A 17,602-nucleotide genomic window follows, 5' to 3' on the forward strand; every position below is an offset into this window, starting at 1 on the left:
ACTCTTAGCAACAAGGTGACGCAGCAGGGTAATACGATAACCTCTCAGGGGAGCGATATTACTCAGTTGAATAACAGCCTGTCACAGACGAATAAGACTGTTTCAGACAAGGCGGATGCATCAGCATTAAGCTCTCTGACAACAACGGTCAACAACCATGGTTCTGAGATCGACTCGCAAGCTAAGTCCATCAATAGCCTGTCCACGTCAGTGAATAATAATAGCTCTCAGATATCGGCGGTTAATAAGACTGTAGTGGCCCTTGATGGGACAGTTTCAGCAACGTATTCACTGAAAGTTCAGACGGACTCGAACGGCAATAAGCGCGTGGCTGGCTTCGGGCTTTCCAGCGACAATACCGGTACTCAGTTCCTGGTGCAGGCAGACCGGTTTGCGGTGATAAGCGGTGATAATGGGAATATCAAATCGCCGTTTGCCGTTGTTAATAACCAGGTTGTTATGGATTCAGCAATCATTGCTGATGCGTCAATTACGAGTGCGAAAATCGGGGATTATATCGCCTCAAATAACTACGACTGGTCGGCAGGATCTACAGGGTGGCTGATAAGTAAAGACGGATACGCCATATTCAACAATGTAACGGTAAGGGGAACTGTTTATGCGAGTCAGGGGACTATTGATAATGTAACTATTGGGAAAAACTGCAACATCCAGGGAACGCTGAGCGCAAACAACATAGACGGCGATGTTTGCAAGATGTTTTATTTGCCGAGAGGGGGAGCGGTAACAATTCCGGCAACATCCATCAATCGTGTTATTGCAATCCCTGCCATATATGCATACGCAATTAAGAATAAAAACTCAGGAGATAGTAATGTTGCAAGGGTCCAGATAAAAGTTGATGGGGCTGTGAGATACACCGTGTTAGCTGACAGTAATGTGTCCGCAAACTTCACTGGTGTTCCTGTTGATGTGAACATGCAATCATATTCCTTCACCTTGGCGGCAGGGCAATCATGCACTGTTGGATACGATGCTTATCAAACGGATGGGCGGTTAACGAGATTGATGGATTATCTTATGGTAGTTGCTTCAAAGGCGTAATCTAACCTTTCGCAGACGGATAAACTATTCCTGTCCTCCCCCTTACGCGGGAATAGTTGTTTTTTCCCGGTTATCTGACCAGTAAATATTGCTTATGGTGGAATTATTGACGGTGAGATGCTGGATGATGCGCGAGTGATCGGAGTGGTGACATTTATGGTGAAGAGTTTTGAAAGGCCGGAATAGTGGGGCATGTATGGGACAAAAAATTGCCGCGATATAACTCAAACTAACAAGTGTCAGGTCGAGGGATATTGCGGCAATGCTCTGTGTGCACGAACTTACTCAATATAACCTAATTAAATCATTGCATTAGGCACATTATGAATATGTCTGTGTAACGGGGCGGGGATTAATTTAGATCTGATTTTTATATATTCACCCTCCTTGTGAAATACAGATACCTCAAAGCTAAAGCTATTGGTTGGTTCCTGATTGCTTTTATATTGCAGGGGGTGTTTATGATAAACAGGGACAGTATGACTCTGTCCGGCAGCACGGCAGCGTACAGGCTCCCGTGCTGACCCGCTACCCTCAATGGCGGCGGATTGCGGAAAATACTTCGCTGACAGCCCGGGCTCCGGGATCAATATGACCCTGCAGGCTGTCTGCATTCAGGTAAGCAGAGCGGCCGGCTCCGGCTTTTTTCATCTCCGCTGTCGCCGCGGCCCCTTTCTCTGCTGCTGCGACTACCTGATCCCAGTCAGCATTTGCTGCCAGGGCCTCCAGAGCCGGTTGCAGGGCATCAACCATGGTACGGTCTCCCGTTTTTGCCCCGCCATATTTTTTCATTTGTTCCAGTCCTGCCAGCAATGCCTTACCTATATGCTGCTGCTCTGCATATCCCTCAGCGGCCGCACTAAATAATAACGACAGCAATACTCCTCCTGAACCGCCCATCGGGGTGGTAATACTTTCTCCCAGCCAGCGCAACAGTGCTGCCGGATCATTGAGCGGCAGTTGCTTATCCTGTACCGCCTTTACTACAAACCGTGCGCCGGTCGCCAGCGTTGACCCCGTATCACCATCACCCACATGACTGTCCAGCCGGTTAAGCTGTTGTTCATTATCGATTAATGCCTGGCATGCTGAGACCAGAATAGCAGCAGTTTGTGCATTTTCTGACGGGGTCACCGGGCTATTTTCCGGCAGCGGGGCGGCCTGATGCCAGTGCATCTGTGACGGTGTATACACCGGCGACCAGCCGGAGACTTCCACCGGTGCCTGCAGGGCTGCCAGCAGTTGCGGGGTCAGAGGCAATACGGTCAGTGAAACGCCTTTCATATCCAGCGCACTGACCAGGGTCGCCGGGCCCTGCAGATAACTAACCCGCTTGCCTAATGGGGAGCTGAGCAGCTCCTGACTGAGTATTGCCAGTTCCAGTGCTGAGAAACCGCCGAGATTATTTATCATCAGTAACAGATCTGATGAGTCCCCGAGATGAGATAACAGCCGTTGGGTAAGTTGCTGTACAATTTCACGGCTGTTCTGTGTATCAAGTGTTGCGACCCCATGCTCGCCGTGAATTCCCATTCCCAGTTCACTTTTCCCTGCCGGCACCCGGTCTTCTTCATCAGACGCCGGTAAATGACAGGAAGAAAGGGCAACCCCGAGGGTCGCTGTTTTATTTAATACGGCCCGCGTCTGCTCTGTGACCTCGGTTAACGACAGGCCCTGACTGGCGGCATATCCGGCCACTTTATGGGCGAGTATGGTCCCCGAAAGACCGCGCGGCTGCGGATTGTCAGGCAGGGAGATATCATCCCCGGCCAGCACCATTTCCACCTTATAACCCAGTGCCCGGGCTTTTTCTGCTGCCAGCCCGAAGTTCAGGCGGTCTCCCGTATAATTTTTCACAATTAACAGGCAGCCCGCGTCACCGGTGACATTAATAATCGCACTGAGGACCGCATCAACCCCCGGTGAGGCAAAAATATCACCGCAGACGGCGGCCGTCAGCATACCTTTCCCGACAAAACCGGCATGCATGGGTTCATGGCCAGATCCGCCACCGGAAATCAGGGCGACCTGTTGTTTATCCCAGTCATTGCGGATCACTACCCGCAACCCGGTACCGGTTTTCAGCCGCGTCAGATTAGCATGCGGACTGGTCCGGATAATCCCCTCAAGGACATTGTCAATAATCTGGTCTTTGCTATCGTAGAAAAAATGACTCATCAGTATTACTCCGCAACAAAAAACACCGACTCTCAGTGTGAGACAGATTTATCCCCGCGGGGAAGTGCATCCCAGTTAATGTGATCTAAGTCACAATTTAATCGGTGCTGATACCGGTCATTCGCAGGAAAATAGCGGCAGGGAAGTGCGCTGAATCAGCGGTAATGATGAAGACCGGCAAAGGTCGCCAGCAGTACAGAAATTGGTTATGATCCGCTGCCTGTTATTCTCCGGATCATCTGATGTCTGCTATTGTCGATACTTTTATTGCGCCTCCCTGTACTGATTCGATTGAAATTCTTTATCAGGATGAGCATTTGCTGCTGATTAATAAACCGGCCGGTTTACTGAGCCTGTCAGGGAAAAACCCGCAAAACCTGGACTCAGTACATTACCGGCTGGTGAAAGCGTTTCCCGGTTGCACACTGGTGCACCGGCTGGATTTCGGCACCTCGGGAGTGATGATCGTTGCCCGTAATAAAGCAATAAATGCGGCACTTAGTCAGCAGTTCAGTCAGCGTCGGGTCACCAAGCAATATGAAGCATTACTGTGCGGTTATCTGAAACAGAGTGAAGGAATCATTGATGCACCGATAGCCAAAGATCCCGCCCTGTTTCCGAGAATGTCGGTCTGTGCTGTTAAAGGGAAGGTATCCCGCTCTGCTTACCGGCTGCTCGGGCATGAAACATATCCGTTAGCCGACGGGACGTTATTACCGGTCAGCCGGGTACGATTACTGCCTGAAACGGGCCGGACGCATCAGCTGCGAATTCACTGTCAGCATCTGGGATTTCCGATTGCTGGTTGTGATCTCTATGGTGGTCGTGAGCAGCCAGGCAGTGACCGCTTGCCGAGACTGATGCTGCATGCCAGTCAATTACACTTTACTCATCCGGTCACCGGTCGGGTGGTGGATGCCGGTAGTCACTGCCCGTTCTGAACTCCGTACCGTGGCTGCTGTTGCCGCCAGCGAACAGAGAGATACCCTGTCCGCCGCAGCAAGGGTTACCACATCAGGTCATCAGGTACTTTAAAGTCTGCATAGGGATCGTCTTCATCCTGTTCCTGAGGCGTCAGAGTACTGTTCAAAACAATACTCCCGGCGTCGCGTTGTGCAATCTTGTCGGCGACGACGGCGGGAATAATCGCGTAGTCGGGGCGGTCTGCATGCGCAGTTATCAGACGTGCAATGGCAAGACGGCCACTGATTAGCTGAGACTGGGTGGTTTTATCGACAGTTATTTTTTTGATAAGGTTATTATCGGTGAAATTGAATTCAATATCGCCTTTGGTAATCAGTACCCGGTTCATATCAATTAACTGGCGTACCTGGGCTTTATATTCCTTAGATAATGCAGCCAGTTTCTGTTGTTCATTCAGTTGCCGGTCTCGTTCCAGCTGCGCTTTTTTATTTTCTTCTACAGCTTCTCTAGCCTCACGGGCCTGCACACGGGACTTTTTTGCGGTTCTCTGAACTTTATCCATCTTTTTGCTGGTGACGAGTCCGGCTTTCAGCATCTGTTCTTGTAAGCTAAGTTTTGTCATCGTAATACCTGAACATATTGAATAATTTTCCGGATTATAACGTTAATTCGGTTGTCTGTTGCGGGTTTTGCCAGTGAATAGCAGAAATGTTTATCACAAAAACCGGTCTCAGCTGTGCTTTACAGAGAGCGACAGAGATTCAGGGTCTATACTCTGTTGCAGAGAGAGTTAAATACGTTGTAACCATGCTAACTATATGGTTAATATGGCGACCCTGTTGTCATTCTGTCGCAGACACGAAAGGAAAAAAAACCGGTGACACATTGCTGTAACCTGACAACAGGATAATTAAGCAGATAACATAAAAAAGGAAATAATATGTTGGCGAAAATGTTTTTACACGGGCGTCATTGTTACGTCGCTGTCACTGAGATGACAGAAATCGAAAATGGCCATCTGGCTGCTGGCAATAAAGAATTTATGGTTAAGCTGGCAAATGGTATGCAGGAAAAAGTGGTGATGAACCCCGACAGCCAGGCCGGTATGGATAATGGTTGTATCCGGATAGGCTGAACTCAGACTGATAAGCAGTAAGCAGTAAGCAGTAAGCAGTAAGCAGTAAGCAGTAAGCAGTAAGCAGTAAGCAGTAAGCAGTAAGCAGTAAATACTGTCATGAGCGCTGCCATCTTCTATGGCAGGCTCTGAGCTACAGCACAGTCTCCGGTGCTGTACTGTCTGCGCAACCGCAGACAAAAAAAAGCCCGCGGTCAGCGGGCAAAGATAACTGGAAGCAATGTGAGCAATGTCGTGTCAAATAGTTGACTGTTTTAATCAACTATTCGACAGAGCTAAAGATAGTGGTAATGATTCTCAATTGCAACCCCTTTCTGTCAGTATTAACCCTTCAGATGAATTATTTCTCAACCGGCAAAATGTGGCAGGAGCCGCGGATTGGTTTCGGTGATCGCTATTCTGGCGAGTAACTGTTCAGGGTGTCGGTGAGAAAATACTTCAATGCCATGCTGACGTAATAAAGCCGCCGCTACACCCTGGCCATTGACCTGTTGTCCTGAAAACGTTCCGTTATAAATGTGCTGACTGCCGCAGGTCGGACTGCCATCTGTCAGTAAGGCAAAACGACAACCGTGCTGCAGGGCGGTTGTCAGTGCCAGTCTGGCAGCCAGCCGATAGACCGTACTGGCATCTGTTCCGTCACTTTCCACAATACTGGCTGCACCCGTCAGTACCTGGTCACCATTGCCGCCCCGTATTTCTGCCGGCAGACGGGGCGTCTGTAGCCCGGCTGCCACTTCAGGGCAAAAAATAACCAGACGGTTTTGCTGGCGGAGTTGTTGCAGGGCATCAGAGACAAAAGGTTTATCGCGGCCGTTATAACGGACATTGAAACCCATCAGGCAGGCACTTATCAGTATTTTACTTTTCATTGCTGTTTCAGGTAGTCATCCGGGAAGGGGGGATTATAACGGTTTCTAGTCCGGTGTATGATTATTTCCGCGGCTATCACTGTCAATAAAAAGCCCCGTTATCTGAAAAATAACGGGGCCGGAAGTAATGTACTAACTGTAAACAATCCGCGGTTATTTACGGCCGAGGAGATAACCAAACACCACCCCGACAGCCGCCGCAATCGCGACACCGGTATAAGGTTTGTCGGAGACCTGTGTTTTGATGGTATCAGCAGCATCCCGCACAGCATAGCTTGCCTGTGAAGCGTATTTACGCGCAGCACCCTTTACTGAATGCTCAGGTGAGTCGGTGATATCACCATAAGCTTCCTGTGCAGCACCGGCCAGTTCCTGCGCTTTATCCTGAAATTTATCACTCATACAGAACTCTCCTTTGTTTGACTGATTTGTTTGGCTGTTTTATCAGTTGTTTTTAAGTATAGCAGAGGATTTTTTCCTCATCAGGGAACCGGAATTTTCTTAAGTCAGGGTGAAGGATCTTTACGGACCAATCGGGCAGAGACAGCCCTTTAAGAAAGAACAGTGGTACATAATACCTTACCGGCAGGCTGTTAAGCCTCCGGGCGAGGATAGCGCGCTCTTCAGGTGATAGTTGATGTATTCATGCTTTCTGCTGCCGGGCAGCAGGTGGCGGGTTATGCAACAAAATATAAAAATCTGCTACAGGAAATACCAGAAATACCTGTCGGAAAAGCCGGCCACCATGACTATTCAGTGCCGGGGGCAGGGCAGGTCCAGGTGACCATCAGGTTTTGCGGTGAATTAATCAGCCGGAAACGGTTATCTCCCAGTCGCTGGGCATAATAGCCTTCCGCGGTGACGGCCGCCGGAATATACAACTGGCGATCTGCTGAAATTAATGGTCCGCTGTTAATACGCACAGCATTTTTGCTGACAGTAAAATAATTCACCTGATCAAATACCCATGCATTACTGCGGCCGAGATTCTGACCATACAGGCTGGACACTTCTCCGTCACACAAACGCCCGCGGGGCTGGGAGGTACAGCCAGTGATTAATACCAGTACGGCAGCCATCAGCAGATAACGCATAACATCACCTTAGTCCATTGCGGGTAATTATCGTTTTACCGGGATCTCAAGCATAGCATTTCCGGAGGCGACAGGGTGAACGATAATACAGCCGCGGATTACTTTCCGGAGATAACAGATGGGGCGGGAGCAGTTATCTCACCCTGTAGCCAGCGAAACAGAACATCGCAGATATAACGCTGGCAGGCATCATCTAATGGCTGACGGGCGGGAATACGGTGCCATTTTTCAAGACAGCCGCGACAACATGTTGCCGTTGCGTGCTGGGCAATAAATACCGGATGGCCGCGCATCGGGGTTTGCTTACCGTCGTTTACCGGCTCTGCCGCCGACAGCCGCTGGCGGACAAAGTCGGCGGCATGCTGCATCACCACCTCAGCACCTTTTTCCAGGCAATACTGCCGTTCTTTTACGCCAAGATGAAACCGGCTGCGAAACGGAGAGCCAGCCAGACGGCGGGATAATTGCTGATAAGAGATCATAAAGTCTTTACCTGTACACGCGGGAATATAGCACCAGTCATCAATTTTATTATGTTGTAACCTAAGCGGATAGTTTTCTGTTGTTTAATCTGGTTATCATTTGCTACACAGTAAATAATTATCTCCGTTAAACATATCTCAGGATGAGTGATGAAAAAGATCATTGCCACAGTATTAGGCATCGTGATGCCTTTAAGCACAGCATTAGCTTTTGCGGCCCCTAATGACGGGGACGAATTCCAGATTTCATGTGCCGGACGTCCGACCATGACCATTGATCGTGCGGAATATGGTATTTCAACACTGATGTGGGGTGATAATAACTTTCAGATTGCCGCAGGGCAGGACCGTACCCGGTTACAGGATGGTCAGCCCGTATCCATTACCCTGTTTCGTAACGGCGACCAGCTGATGGTGGATAACGCCACACAAAATACATTTTTTGTGTATGCAGGCACCACAACACTGGTGCCCTGTGAAAGAACTGACAGCCGTCCCGATCCGCTGCTGACACTTACTCCCCTGAACTATTCAGCCGCAACCGGTTCAGCCAGCAGTTAACCGGAAACAGTGGATTACTGGCGGGAACTGCTGATCACCGGATAACCACTGAGGGTCAGGCTATTCTGACCCGCTCTGCTGGTTAACTCTGCTGTCGCTCCGATTGGCAGAGTAACAGTTTGTTGTTCATGACCAAAACTCAGGCCATCAATAAAGGGAACGCCGCTCAGTTCCTGCAGGTATTGCCATACACTGTCCAGTGAGAAATCCTGATCATATTCAGAGGGACGGGCACCGCTGAAACTGCCGGTGATTACTGCCTGCTGACGTTGCAGGATACCCGCATGCCACAGTTGCAATAACATTCTTTCAATGCGGAACGGATGTTCATTCACATCTTCAATCACTAAAATACCGTTATCTGTCTGTGGCATCCAGGGGGTACCGGTCAGTGAACTGATCATCGCCAGATTCCCGCCCCACAGTGTGCCGCTGACGCTGAAATCTTTTTGTTTATTTCCTGACCAGTGGATGGTATAACTTTTTTGCCTCAGAATATTACGAAAGTGCTGCAGGGTAAATTCAGACGGCGGGCTGGCGCCAAAATTACCTGCCAGCATCGGCGCGCTGAAAGTAATTAAGCCGCACCGGGATAACAATGCCAGCTGAATGGCGGTGAAATCGCTGTGACCACAAATCGCGACCGGCTGTCCCGCTAAACGCTTTCCCAGTGCAGAATAATCAATCTGACTCAGTAACCGGCTGGCACCATAACCACCACGTACCGCGAGTACAATATCCGGCAGATTTTCACAGTCAGCAAGGTGGTTGAGGTCAGCAAGTCGTTGTTCATCCGTGCCGGCAAATCGCTGATAGCGCCGGGTAACAACCCCGGTATTCTCCAGCCTGTAACCGGCAGTCAGCAGATAATCCAGTCCGCGCTCAGCGGCCTGCTGGTTAATACAATAGCCCGAAGGGGCGATTAATCGGATTGTAGGGTTAACAGACATAGCAGTAAGTTTGCAGCAAATAAGTCAGATAATAGAGCCATCATGGCGAAAATAGCGGGATAAGTCACGCCTTTCAGTCTCGGGGTATTTAAGACAAACGGTAATTTTCTGCGGATGAGAAATCTGTATCATAGGCGACGCAAAATGATCAGGATAACGATAACGTGAAAATAAAATTTCTTGTGCTCTCTGCCTTATTACTGGCAGGGTGTGCCAGTGAACCACCGACGCATACAGTACAGCAAAAATATACACCACTCATTGAAGCACCGCCTTCCAGAGTACTGACCAGTAATGATGACTGGTCCCTTTTCACCGAAGATGCTGCCAGTCATTATGGCGTTGATCAACGTTTAATCAGCGCCATTATTAGTGTCGAGTCTGGTGGAAACCCGAATGCAGTCAGCCGTTCTGATGCGGTGGGTCTGATGCAAATAAAGGCATCCACCGCAGGCCGTGAGGTTTACCGGGTGCAGGGTAAACGGGGGCAGCCCACCCGCAGCGAGCTGAGAGATCCGGCTAAAAATATTGAGATTGGCACGGCATATATTAGAATCCTGCAAAACAGTATGTTGTCCGGCATTCATAATCCTGTCACATTGCGCTATGCAACCATCGTCTCATACTCCAACGGAGCCGGTGCCTTATTACGCACCTTCTCCCGCAACCGCAATACAGCGATTGCGATGATTAATGATATGACGCCACAGCAGTTCTATCGTTTTATTGAGCGCAGACATCCGGCCAGCCAGGCTCCGCGTTATTTGTGGAAAGTCACGAATGCTTATCGTGACAGTTAATACGAGTTACTAAGGGTGCTGGTTAAATATCCGGCAGCCAGTCATAATTTTTTCTGACAGGTCGCCTTCTGCTGACTCTGTGACTATACTTACCTGCTGTACAGGATGTATTAATGTGACTGCAGGATAATTCCGGTACCATTGATGCAAAATGCCTGACAGTCTGCGTATCTGCTGCGCAGTCCATTACCTGGCTATTAGCGGGTGAAAAAAAGCAGACAGTGATTACACTGAATAACATTGTTCTGATTTACGTAAAGTCATCAAATGTAAGGAGCTGTTATGGGTATTATTTCATGGATCATTTTCGGGCTAATCGCCGGTATTCTGGCTAAATGGATTATGCCGGGAAAAGACGGTGGCGGCTTTATTATGACGGTGATCTTAGGGATTGTCGGGGCACTGGTCGGCGGCTGGATCAGTACGTTTTTTGGCTTTGGCAAAGTCAACGGGTTTAATTTCGGCAGCTTTATAGTCGCAGTGATCGGTTCGCTGGTGGTACTGTGGATTTACAGAAAAGTTAAAAGCTGATCCCGGTAATACATTCTGCTTTGCGGGGTAACAGAACCGGCTAAACGGCCTGTTCTGGCATTACTGAACAAAGGGCCATACCTCCGGTATGGCCCTTTTTGTCTGCATCTCTGATATTTCTGTCATGATAGCCGGATATACCGCTATCTCCCGCAAAAACCTCACAATCGGCAAGCTTTAATTGACAACTGCCGGCAGGGGACTTTAAATACTGCGCTATATTACTTTCCGGCAACCCGCTTTTATTCGCCGGGCATCAGAATCTCGCGGGCCGGATATTAACGCGCAAGGAATTATCCTCCATGAATGAATTTTCACTGATCTGTCGTATTCTCGGTTCATTGTATAACCGCTCACCGGCCGATCCGGTAATGCAGCCACTGCTGACGGTAATCAGCGAAGGCAAACTACAGCAGCAATGGCCACTGGAACAGGATGAATTACTGGCGGTGTTACAAAAAAGCTGTGACCTTCCTGCGCTGGAACAGGATTATCGTGCGTTATTCGGCGGAGAAGTACCGGCAGTCTCACCGTTTGGATCTGACTGGGAAGGCGGCCCTCAGCAGGATGAGGTCCGGACATTTCTGCAACAACGCGGTATGCCTCTGAGTGAAACGCCGGCTAACCATTTCGGGGTATTATTACTGGCGACCTCCTGGCTGGAAGACCAGTCACAGGAAGATGAATATCTGGCGCAGATGACAGTGTTTGAACAGTTTTTACTTCCGTGGTGCGGGGCATTTCTTGGTAAGACTGAAGCGAATGCAGAAACGGCATTCTATCGCAGCCTGGCAGGACTCACCCGGGGGGCGATTCAGGCGATGTATGAAGAGTTGTCAGAACAGCAGCAGGAACCCCGTTAATTTATCACGGTAGTTATCAGTATCCGCTCAGGGGGTGTTTTTACCGCTCTGAGCCGGATAACCCGTTTAACCTTGTGTCCAGTGATGAGTGCAGCGGTATACCCAGGCCGGCGGAACATTTTTCAGCACCCGTTTCCGTTCCCAGGTAAAGTAACGCGACAGTTCTGACTGGGTAAGGGAGGTATACTGAAATTGCACGAATACCCCGCCCGGCGCGAGGCTTTTATGCACCGCCGACAACACGGCATGGCGAACCGGAGGGTCTAATGATAGCAGGGGAAGTCCGGAAAAAATCACGTCGTACTGACCGTTGAGCCGCTCGGCAGAATTGGCATGCACCCTGACCCTCGGGTCGTTAATTGCTCTCAGACTGCGTACCAGTGGCGGACTGATTTCAAACACATCAATTTCTGCATGTGTCGCCATATGCTTCAGCAGAACTTTCGTTAACACACCATCTCCGGCACCCAGTTCCGCGACCCGGCGGACATCTTTCCAGTCAGCACAGGCAGCCATTGTTTCACACAATGCTATCGATGATGGGGTGATACTGCCCACCTTTCGCGGATTACGAATAAATTGCTGGACAAAACCTGCCTTGGACCGAACCAGACTAATGGCAGACGCTAGCATGCAGACCTCCATGACCAAATTAACTGTTACTACTATGTACCTGATTCCGCGATAAAGTGCCTGTCTTCATACGGAAACTTACAATTATCAGAATAGTCTGTAACCGGGGGATGTGTGATTTTTATAGCAAAACAGATGCGATATTGGCAGGGAGAAAACAAGCCAGCCTGTCAGGAAAACAGGCTGGCAGGGGATTATTTAAAAAACATTACCGAGACACATAACACACCGACAATCAGCACCAGCACATTGGCCAGGGAACGGTATGGCCGTAATACAGGTACCAGCCAGCAGGAGAGGGTTGGCATAATAAACAGGATCAGTGCGATTAACGGACCGCTGATGGCATAAATCATCGACAGTGCATTCGGGTTAAGGCAACAGATAATAAACGTCACCACCGACACGATAGCCACAGATAAGCCGCGGCTCAGTTTCGGGCCCGGCTTGAAACCTGCCTGCTGCGCTGCAGAAGAGACCAGCTGGGTCGCCCCTTCGATCACACCAAAGTAGGTGCCGAGAAACGATTTAGACATCGCGACAACCGCGACAACAATCCCTGAGACACTCAGCCAGCCGGCAGAGGAAGACATCATTGACAGTGCAGACAAGATGGTCAGACCCTGCTGTTTAGCCACCTCGACATTAGCCTCCGGAATGGCCATAAAGCAGCTGAAGACAAAAAACAGCACACTCAGGCAGATAATCAGATAAGCAACCTTCATGATTTTTTTGCACTTAGCCATCGCCTGGTCATGATATTTCTCGCGCTGTGCAACAGCAAAGGTAGAAATAATGGGGGTATGGCTAAAGGCAAACACCATAACAGGGATAGAAAACCAGATGGCATGAAGGGTAGAGGGGGTATAAGTCAGACCGGAGGTCAGCAGGGCAGGCTGCCAGTGGCTGCTGAGGTAGACGGACAGGAACAGAAAGTAAGCTATCAGCGGGAAGACCAGAAAGCCCATCACCTTAATCGTCATACCTCGTCCGGTGAGAAAGATCAGGTTCAGTACCGCGACCACTGCCAGACTGAGCAATATCCGGGTACCGTGACCAACGGTCATATGCCTTGCCAGCTGTTCCGCCAGTGAATTAGTAATAGCAACAGCATAAATCAGTATCACCACGAAAAAAGCGACAAAGTATAACGCAGAGATCAGATTGCCGACTTTGCGGCCAAAAAACTCCCGTACTGCTGCAGTAATACCATCCTGGAGATGACCGGCTTTGGAAGCCAGAATGAACTGACATAATGCTTTATGTGGCCAGTAGGTCAGAGGCCAGGCCAGTAATGCTGTCAGAAACAACACAACTGCGCCTGCGGAGCCTAACTGAATGGGCAGAAACAGCGTTCCGGCCCCTACCGCAGTGCCATAGAGCGCAAAACTCCATAAAGTTTCTTCTTTCGACCAACATTTAATCATCTTGCGAGAGTATCCACCCGATAAATAAAAAAAGTGGGCTAATCTACCATAATAAAAAGTTATATGTTAGACGCTGTCGCCGGACAGAAGTGTAAGAGAAATGTAACTGAGGGCCTGATTCCTGTGGTTATTGTCCTTTTATGGCCACTCTGCACGGGAATAATGGCTTAATCAGCGGTTATGCATAAAAAATTAATAAATAAATTTTGTGATTATGAACGAACATTATTTATTTTCCGTTATAATTCGTCGCCGTAAAAACTGGGTGTCTCTGAAGCGTCAACCGGGGTTGCCGGTGTCCCCTGACAGACAAAATGAAGGAAATAACATGAAAATTTGGGCTCTGGGTGACGCGGTAGTTGACCTGCTTCCCGTCGGCGAAATGCGCTACCAGGCTTGTGCCGGCGGAGCGCCATTTAATGTGGTTGTCGGTGCGGCCAGGCTGGCGGCAGAAACCGCGTTTATCGGCCGGGTAGGTGAAGACACCTTCGGTCGCTTCCTGAAAAAAACACTGGAAGAACAGGGTGTTGACGCGGGATATATGATCCGCGATGCAGAACACCGCACCAGTACCGTGATGGTCGATTTAGCCGAAAGCGGCGAACGGAGTTTCTCTTTTCTGGTGAATCCATCGGCAGATCAATTTCTGACCAGTGATGATTTGCCGCCTTTCGGTCGGGATATTTTACATTTTTGTTCACTGGCCCTGGCGGCAGAAACCTGTCGCGATACTACATTGCAGGCAGTATCACGGATTAAAGAAAACAATGGCAGTGTCAGTTTCGATCTTAATCTGCGTGAGCAAATGTGGGCCGATAAGCAACAGATGAGGCAGGTCGTCCGGCAGCAGTGTGCTGCCGCCGATATTCTGAAACTGTCTGATGATGAATTATTCTGGCTGGCTGACGATCAGAGTACGGAATTACAGCAGGCGCTGCATTGCCTGGAACCTTATCCGGCTGCCCTGAAAATTATTACCCGGGGTAAAGACGGTGTGGTGGTTATCTATCAGGGACAGACCCTGAGCTTTGCCGGCTATCCGGTGGACAGCATTGATACCACCGGGGCGGGGGATGCTTTTATGGCAGGCTTACTGGCCTGGCTGGCACGCCATGGCATGCCGGATCTCAGTCAGATCAGTGCACTTATCTCTCAGGCCAGTGCCTGTGGCGCACTGGCAACCACCCGCAAAGGTGCACTGCCGGCATTACCTACCCCGGTACAACTGCACAGCTTTATTCATCAGTACGGGTTACTGGCTTCCTCCGGTTGCTAAACCTGCCAGCCGGCTGGCGGTGAGCACCGCCGGCTGGTTTTTGCTGTCAGCCTTCTGTCTGCTGTATTTGCGACCCTCGCCGCGTCCTGCCTGCTGCCCCTGCCTCGCGTCAGATCACACAATTGGCGGATTCTTTGCTTTGCGTCAAATCAATTGAGAACTATTCTCATTATTATACCGGTCATTGACTGATACCGAATGACTGAATAAGGAATATTGCTATGACAGTGACTGCCGGTCACCGTTATCTTATCCGCGCGATTAACCCGCAAACACCGCCTGCATTCCGGCAGAGGTTACTGTCACTGGGCTTACTGCCGGGTACTGATTTTCAGGTAGTCAGGGTCGCCCCGTTAGGTGATCCGCTGGAGATCCATACCCGCACCATGAATCTGATGTTACGCCGCAGAGATTTACGCTCACTGAGCCTGGAAAGACTGCCAGCCACTGGCGGAGGCGATCAGCGATGAGCAGAAAACCACTGACCATTGGGCTGGCAGGAAACCCGAATACCGGTAAAACCACCCTGTTCAATCAGTTAACCGGTGCCAGTCAGCGCACAGGTAACTGGGCAGGTGTGACCGTCGAACGTAAAGAAGGTTTTTTTACTACCGGCAGTGCGCTGGTCCAGCTGGTGGATTTACCGGGGCTCTATTCTCTGACCGTGACCTCGCCAGAAGCCTCGGTTGATGAGCAAATCGCAGCGCAGTTTATTGTCGGGCATAACGCCGGACTACTGATTAATGTGGTTGATGCCAGTGCCCTGCAACGCAACTTATGGCTGAGCTTACAGTTACTTGCTACCGGAATTCCCTGCATTCTGGTGCTTAATATGATGGATGTGGCGGCACAGCGCGGCATTATTCCGGATATTCCGCGACTGGCGGCACGGCTGGGATGTCCGGTGATCCCGATGGTATCGACCCGTAAACAGGGGCTGGTGGCCCTGAAACATGCTATCGATCACAGCCAGGCCTCACCGCCAGCCAGGCAACCGCCTGACTTACTGGCATTACCCCCGGCAATAGATCAGCTGGCATCGCAAATCTCAGCGCATATTAGTGCTTCTTTTCCGCCGGCACTTCGGCGCTGGCTGGCATTGCAAGTACTGGAAGGGGATATCTGCAGTCGGCAGTATCTTTCAGAAAACGTCCTGACAGAGACCGATGCACTGCCGGGAGAGGAGGAGGATATTCCATTAAAAATGGCCAGGTTACGTCAGCAGACAGCGCGGCAACTGGCGGATGATGTTGTCAGCCAGCAGTCCGCCACACCGCACCTGCTGACCCGCAGACTGGACCGGATAGTCATGAACCGCTGGCTCGGATTACCGGTATTTTTTCTGATGATGTACCTGATGTTTTTTCTGGCGATTAATGTCGGCGGGGCCCTGCAACCCCTGTTTGACCTTGGTTCCGTGACCCTGTTTATTCACGGCATTCAATGGCTGGGCTGGGCCGGACAGTTGCCGTCCGGTGTGACGGATTTTCTGGCCAGCGGTATTGGCGGAGGGATCAATACGGTACTGCCTTTAATACCGCAAATCGGCATTATGTACCTGCTGATGACCTTTATGGAAGATTCCGGCTATATGGCACGGGCGGCCTTTGTCATGGACCGGCTGATGCAATGGCTGGGATTGCCCGGTAAATCCTTTGTCCCGCTGATCACCGGATTTGGCTGCAATGTCCCGGCGGTGATGGGGACCCGCAGTCTCGACTCCCCGCGGGAACGACTGATGACGATATTAATGGCACCTTTTATGTCCTGCGGTGCCAGACTGGCGATTTTCGCTGTTTTTTCGTCGGTATTCTTCGGTCACCACAGCGCCCTGGCGGTGTTTGCCCTGTATCTTACCGGGATTGTGGTTGCGATAATGACCGGCTTATTACTGAAATACACATTGCTGCGTGGCGAAGCCCGGCCATTTATTATGGAACTGCCGCTCTACCATCTGCCGCATATGAAAAGCCTGATGCTGCAAAGCTGGCAGAGATTACGGGAATTTGTCTGGCGGGCAGGGAAAGTGATAGTGGTGGTCAGCTTACTGATCAGTGGCCTGAACAGTTTTGCAATTAACGGACAAGTGGTCAGCCCTGAAAACCCGCCGGCACTGCAAACAGTCGGCCAGTTTATCACACCGTTGCTGCAGCCAATGGGTATCCGGCAGGATAACTGGCAGGCAACGGTTGGCCTGATCACCGGCGCGATGGCGAAAGAAGTGGTGATCGGCACGTTAAATACGCTCTATACTTCACAAATGATGGAAGAACAGTCTTTTGATCCGTCACAGTTCAGTCCATGGGAAGAACTGACAGCAGCCTGGCAAGCGACGCGTGACAGTCTGGCAGCAACCTTTAGTCCGGCGGCACTGGAAAATCCTCTGCAGGCCAGCCAGGGGGATGCAGAAATGGGGATTGCCGCCTCAGGGCTGATGCAGCAGAAGTTTGCCGGCAGTGGCGGCGCATTTTGTTATCTGCTGTTTGTATTGTTGTATGTACCCTGTGCCTCGGTTATGGGGGCGATCACCCGCGAAAGTAATCGTTACTGGATGCTGTTTTCGGTGTTCTGGGGGCTGAGTATTGCCTGGTCCGTCGCGACAGTCAGCTGGCAGTTAATCAGTTTTCGCGAATCCCCTCTCAGTGCCGGACTGATTCTGACAGGGGTGATAGTATATAACCTGCTGCTGATACTGTTAATGTCCCGCTGTACACCACGCAGTCTCAACCCGGGCAGTCCGGCGATGGCCTGCAGACAATGTACTGCCTGTCGTGGCGGCAGGGGTTGTCACTGAAACCTTAGCGGTTGAAG

The 17,602-nt window shown here is 50.3% G+C and carries 19 protein-coding genes; 10 read left to right on the forward strand and 9 right to left on the reverse strand.

The window, feature by feature from the left end:
• Positions 1–1,065: DUF1983 domain-containing protein (locus JK216_RS06575; protein WP_212715375.1), on the forward strand; the 1,065-nt coding region annotated here is incomplete at its 5' end.
• A 534-nt stretch (positions 1,066–1,599) separates the two neighbouring features.
• Here JK216_RS06575 and JK216_RS06580 read toward each other — a convergent pair.
• The gene (locus tag JK216_RS06580; RefSeq protein ID WP_212711282.1) at positions 1,600–3,243 is read right to left on the reverse strand and encodes a dihydroxyacetone kinase subunit DhaK; all 1,644 of its coding nucleotides are present in this window, start codon (positions 3,241–3,243) and stop codon (positions 1,600–1,602) included.
• A 242-nt stretch (positions 3,244–3,485) separates the two neighbouring features.
• On the opposite strand from JK216_RS06580, the gene JK216_RS06585 reads away from it, so the two are divergent.
• Complete coding sequence (locus JK216_RS06585) at positions 3,486–4,184, forward strand: RluA family pseudouridine synthase (protein ID WP_212711283.1); 699 nt, start codon at positions 3,486–3,488, stop codon at positions 4,182–4,184.
• Positions 4,185–4,249: 65 nt separating this feature from the next.
• On the opposite strand, the gene JK216_RS06590 is transcribed toward JK216_RS06585, so the two are convergent.
• Positions 4,250–4,789: a DUF2058 domain-containing protein gene (locus tag JK216_RS06590; RefSeq protein ID WP_212708857.1), complete on the reverse strand. Its 540-nt coding sequence runs from the start codon at positions 4,787–4,789 to the stop codon at positions 4,250–4,252.
• Positions 4,790–5,107: 318 nt separating this feature from the next.
• Between JK216_RS06590 and JK216_RS06595 the strand changes: the two genes are divergently transcribed.
• The gene (locus JK216_RS06595) at positions 5,108–5,302 is read left to right on the forward strand and encodes a hypothetical protein (protein WP_212708856.1); all 195 of its coding nucleotides are present in this window, start codon (positions 5,108–5,110) and stop codon (positions 5,300–5,302) included.
• 347 nt (positions 5,303–5,649) lie between these two features.
• On the opposite strand, the gene JK216_RS06600 is transcribed toward JK216_RS06595, so the two are convergent.
• The 4 genes from JK216_RS06600 to JK216_RS06615 all read right to left on the reverse strand — a co-directional run bounded on the left by JK216_RS06600 (position 5,650) and on the right by JK216_RS06615 (position 7,750).
• Positions 5,650–6,174 (reverse strand): DUF523 domain-containing protein, encoded by a 525-nt coding sequence (locus JK216_RS06600; protein ID WP_212711284.1) that lies wholly within the window; start codon positions 6,172–6,174, stop codon positions 5,650–5,652.
• Between the two features lie 153 nt (positions 6,175–6,327).
• Positions 6,328–6,576 (reverse strand): CsbD family protein, encoded by a 249-nt coding sequence (locus JK216_RS06605; RefSeq protein ID WP_212708854.1) that lies wholly within the window; start codon positions 6,574–6,576, stop codon positions 6,328–6,330.
• A 347-nt stretch (positions 6,577–6,923) separates the two neighbouring features.
• Positions 6,924–7,268 carry a hypothetical protein gene (locus JK216_RS06610; protein ID WP_212708853.1) on the reverse strand — a complete coding sequence of 115 codons (345 nt, stop codon included), beginning with the start codon at positions 7,266–7,268 and terminating at the stop codon, positions 6,924–6,926.
• A gap of 98 nt (positions 7,269–7,366) precedes the next feature.
• Positions 7,367–7,750: a DUF4186 domain-containing protein gene (locus JK216_RS06615; protein ID WP_212708852.1), complete on the reverse strand. Its 384-nt coding sequence runs from the start codon at positions 7,748–7,750 to the stop codon at positions 7,367–7,369.
• A 150-nt stretch (positions 7,751–7,900) separates the two neighbouring features.
• Between JK216_RS06615 and JK216_RS06620 the strand changes: the two genes are divergently transcribed.
• Entirely contained in the window at positions 7,901–8,311 is a 411-nt protein-coding gene (locus tag JK216_RS06620) for a hypothetical protein (RefSeq protein ID WP_249213129.1), read from the forward strand.
• Positions 8,312–8,325: 14 nt separating this feature from the next.
• Here JK216_RS06620 and ldcA read toward each other — a convergent pair whose 3' ends face one another.
• Entirely contained in the window at positions 8,326–9,261 is a 936-nt protein-coding gene (ldcA, locus tag JK216_RS06625; RefSeq protein WP_212708851.1) for a muramoyltetrapeptide carboxypeptidase, read from the reverse strand.
• 164 nt (positions 9,262–9,425) lie between these two features.
• Between ldcA and JK216_RS06630 the strand changes: the two genes are divergently transcribed.
• The 3 genes from JK216_RS06630 (at position 9,426) to JK216_RS06640 (ending at position 11,455) form a co-directional block, all read left to right on the forward strand.
• Positions 9,426–10,061, forward strand: a complete 636-nt coding sequence (locus tag JK216_RS06630) for a transglycosylase SLT domain-containing protein (RefSeq protein WP_212708850.1) — start codon at positions 9,426–9,428, stop codon at positions 10,059–10,061.
• A gap of 282 nt (positions 10,062–10,343) precedes the next feature.
• On the forward strand, positions 10,344–10,592 hold the full coding sequence (locus JK216_RS06635) for a GlsB/YeaQ/YmgE family stress response membrane protein (RefSeq protein WP_212708849.1): 249 nt from the start codon (positions 10,344–10,346) through the stop codon (positions 10,590–10,592).
• A 302-nt stretch (positions 10,593–10,894) separates the two neighbouring features.
• Positions 10,895–11,455, forward strand: coding sequence for a molecular chaperone (locus JK216_RS06640; RefSeq protein WP_212708848.1), 561 nt, complete (start codon positions 10,895–10,897; stop codon positions 11,453–11,455).
• Between the two features lie 66 nt (positions 11,456–11,521).
• Here the strand turns inward: JK216_RS06640 and JK216_RS06645 are convergent, their stop codons facing one another.
• Both JK216_RS06645 and JK216_RS06650 read right to left on the reverse strand, forming a co-directional pair.
• Positions 11,522–12,088, reverse strand: a complete 567-nt coding sequence (locus tag JK216_RS06645; protein WP_212708847.1) for a methyltransferase domain-containing protein — start codon at positions 12,086–12,088, stop codon at positions 11,522–11,524.
• Between the two features lie 194 nt (positions 12,089–12,282).
• Positions 12,283–13,515 (reverse strand): amino acid permease, encoded by a 1,233-nt coding sequence (locus tag JK216_RS06650; RefSeq protein ID WP_212708846.1) that lies wholly within the window; start codon positions 13,513–13,515, stop codon positions 12,283–12,285.
• Positions 13,516–13,843: 328 nt separating this feature from the next.
• Between JK216_RS06650 and JK216_RS06655 the strand changes: the two genes are divergently transcribed.
• The 3 genes from JK216_RS06655 (at position 13,844) to feoB (ending at position 17,585) form a co-directional block, all read left to right on the forward strand.
• On the forward strand, positions 13,844–14,791 hold the full coding sequence (locus JK216_RS06655; protein WP_212708845.1) for an aminoimidazole riboside kinase: 948 nt from the start codon (positions 13,844–13,846) through the stop codon (positions 14,789–14,791).
• Between the two features lie 221 nt (positions 14,792–15,012).
• The gene (locus JK216_RS06660; protein WP_212708844.1) at positions 15,013–15,261 is read left to right on the forward strand and encodes a FeoA domain-containing protein; all 249 of its coding nucleotides are present in this window, start codon (positions 15,013–15,015) and stop codon (positions 15,259–15,261) included.
• Positions 15,258–17,585, forward strand: a complete 2,328-nt coding sequence (feoB, locus tag JK216_RS06665; RefSeq protein WP_212711285.1) for a Fe(2+) transporter permease subunit FeoB — start codon at positions 15,258–15,260, stop codon at positions 17,583–17,585. Before JK216_RS06660 ends, feoB begins: the two co-directional genes overlap by 4 nt.
• The last annotated feature ends 17 nt before the right edge of the window (positions 17,586–17,602 follow it).

It is taken from the genome of Tatumella sp. JGM94 (assembly GCF_018257595.1).
GTDB lineage: Bacteria > Pseudomonadota > Gammaproteobacteria > Enterobacterales > Enterobacteriaceae > Tatumella > Tatumella punctata.

Excerpts from the sequence above, each read along its gene's own strand:
- JK216_RS06620 (WP_249213129.1), top strand. The coding sequence starts at position 7,901 with ATGAAAAAGATCATTGCCACAGTATTAGGCATCGTGATGCCTTTAAGC.
- JK216_RS06655 (WP_212708845.1), top strand. The coding sequence starts at position 13,844 with ATGAAAATTTGGGCTCTGGGTGACGCGGTAGTTGACCTGCTTCCCGTC.
- JK216_RS06585 (WP_212711283.1), top strand. The coding sequence starts at position 3,486 with ATGTCTGCTATTGTCGATACTTTTATTGCGCCTCCCTGTACTGATTCG.
- ldcA (WP_212708851.1), bottom strand. The coding sequence starts at position 9,261 with ATGTCTGTTAACCCTACAATCCGATTAATCGCCCCTTCGGGCTATTGT.
- JK216_RS06645 (WP_212708847.1), bottom strand. The coding sequence starts at position 12,088 with ATGCTAGCGTCTGCCATTAGTCTGGTTCGGTCCAAGGCAGGTTTTGTC.
- JK216_RS06635 (WP_212708849.1), top strand. The coding sequence starts at position 10,344 with ATGGGTATTATTTCATGGATCATTTTCGGGCTAATCGCCGGTATTCTG.
- JK216_RS06605 (WP_212708854.1), bottom strand. The coding sequence starts at position 6,576 with ATGAGTGATAAATTTCAGGATAAAGCGCAGGAACTGGCCGGTGCTGCA.
- JK216_RS06580 (WP_212711282.1), bottom strand. The coding sequence starts at position 3,243 with ATGAGTCATTTTTTCTACGATAGCAAAGACCAGATTATTGACAATGTC.
- JK216_RS06590 (WP_212708857.1), bottom strand. The coding sequence starts at position 4,789 with ATGACAAAACTTAGCTTACAAGAACAGATGCTGAAAGCCGGACTCGTC.
- feoB (WP_212711285.1), top strand. The coding sequence starts at position 15,258 with ATGAGCAGAAAACCACTGACCATTGGGCTGGCAGGAAACCCGAATACC.
- JK216_RS06650 (WP_212708846.1), bottom strand. The coding sequence starts at position 13,515 with ATGATTAAATGTTGGTCGAAAGAAGAAACTTTATGGAGTTTTGCGCTC.
- JK216_RS06610 (WP_212708853.1), bottom strand. The coding sequence starts at position 7,268 with ATGCGTTATCTGCTGATGGCTGCCGTACTGGTATTAATCACTGGCTGT.
- JK216_RS06615 (WP_212708852.1), bottom strand. The coding sequence starts at position 7,750 with ATGATCTCTTATCAGCAATTATCCCGCCGTCTGGCTGGCTCTCCGTTT.
- JK216_RS06595 (WP_212708856.1), top strand. The coding sequence starts at position 5,108 with ATGTTGGCGAAAATGTTTTTACACGGGCGTCATTGTTACGTCGCTGTC.
- JK216_RS06660 (WP_212708844.1), top strand. The coding sequence starts at position 15,013 with ATGACAGTGACTGCCGGTCACCGTTATCTTATCCGCGCGATTAACCCG.
- JK216_RS06600 (WP_212711284.1), bottom strand. The coding sequence starts at position 6,174 with ATGAAAAGTAAAATACTGATAAGTGCCTGCCTGATGGGTTTCAATGTC.
- JK216_RS06640 (WP_212708848.1), top strand. The coding sequence starts at position 10,895 with ATGAATGAATTTTCACTGATCTGTCGTATTCTCGGTTCATTGTATAAC.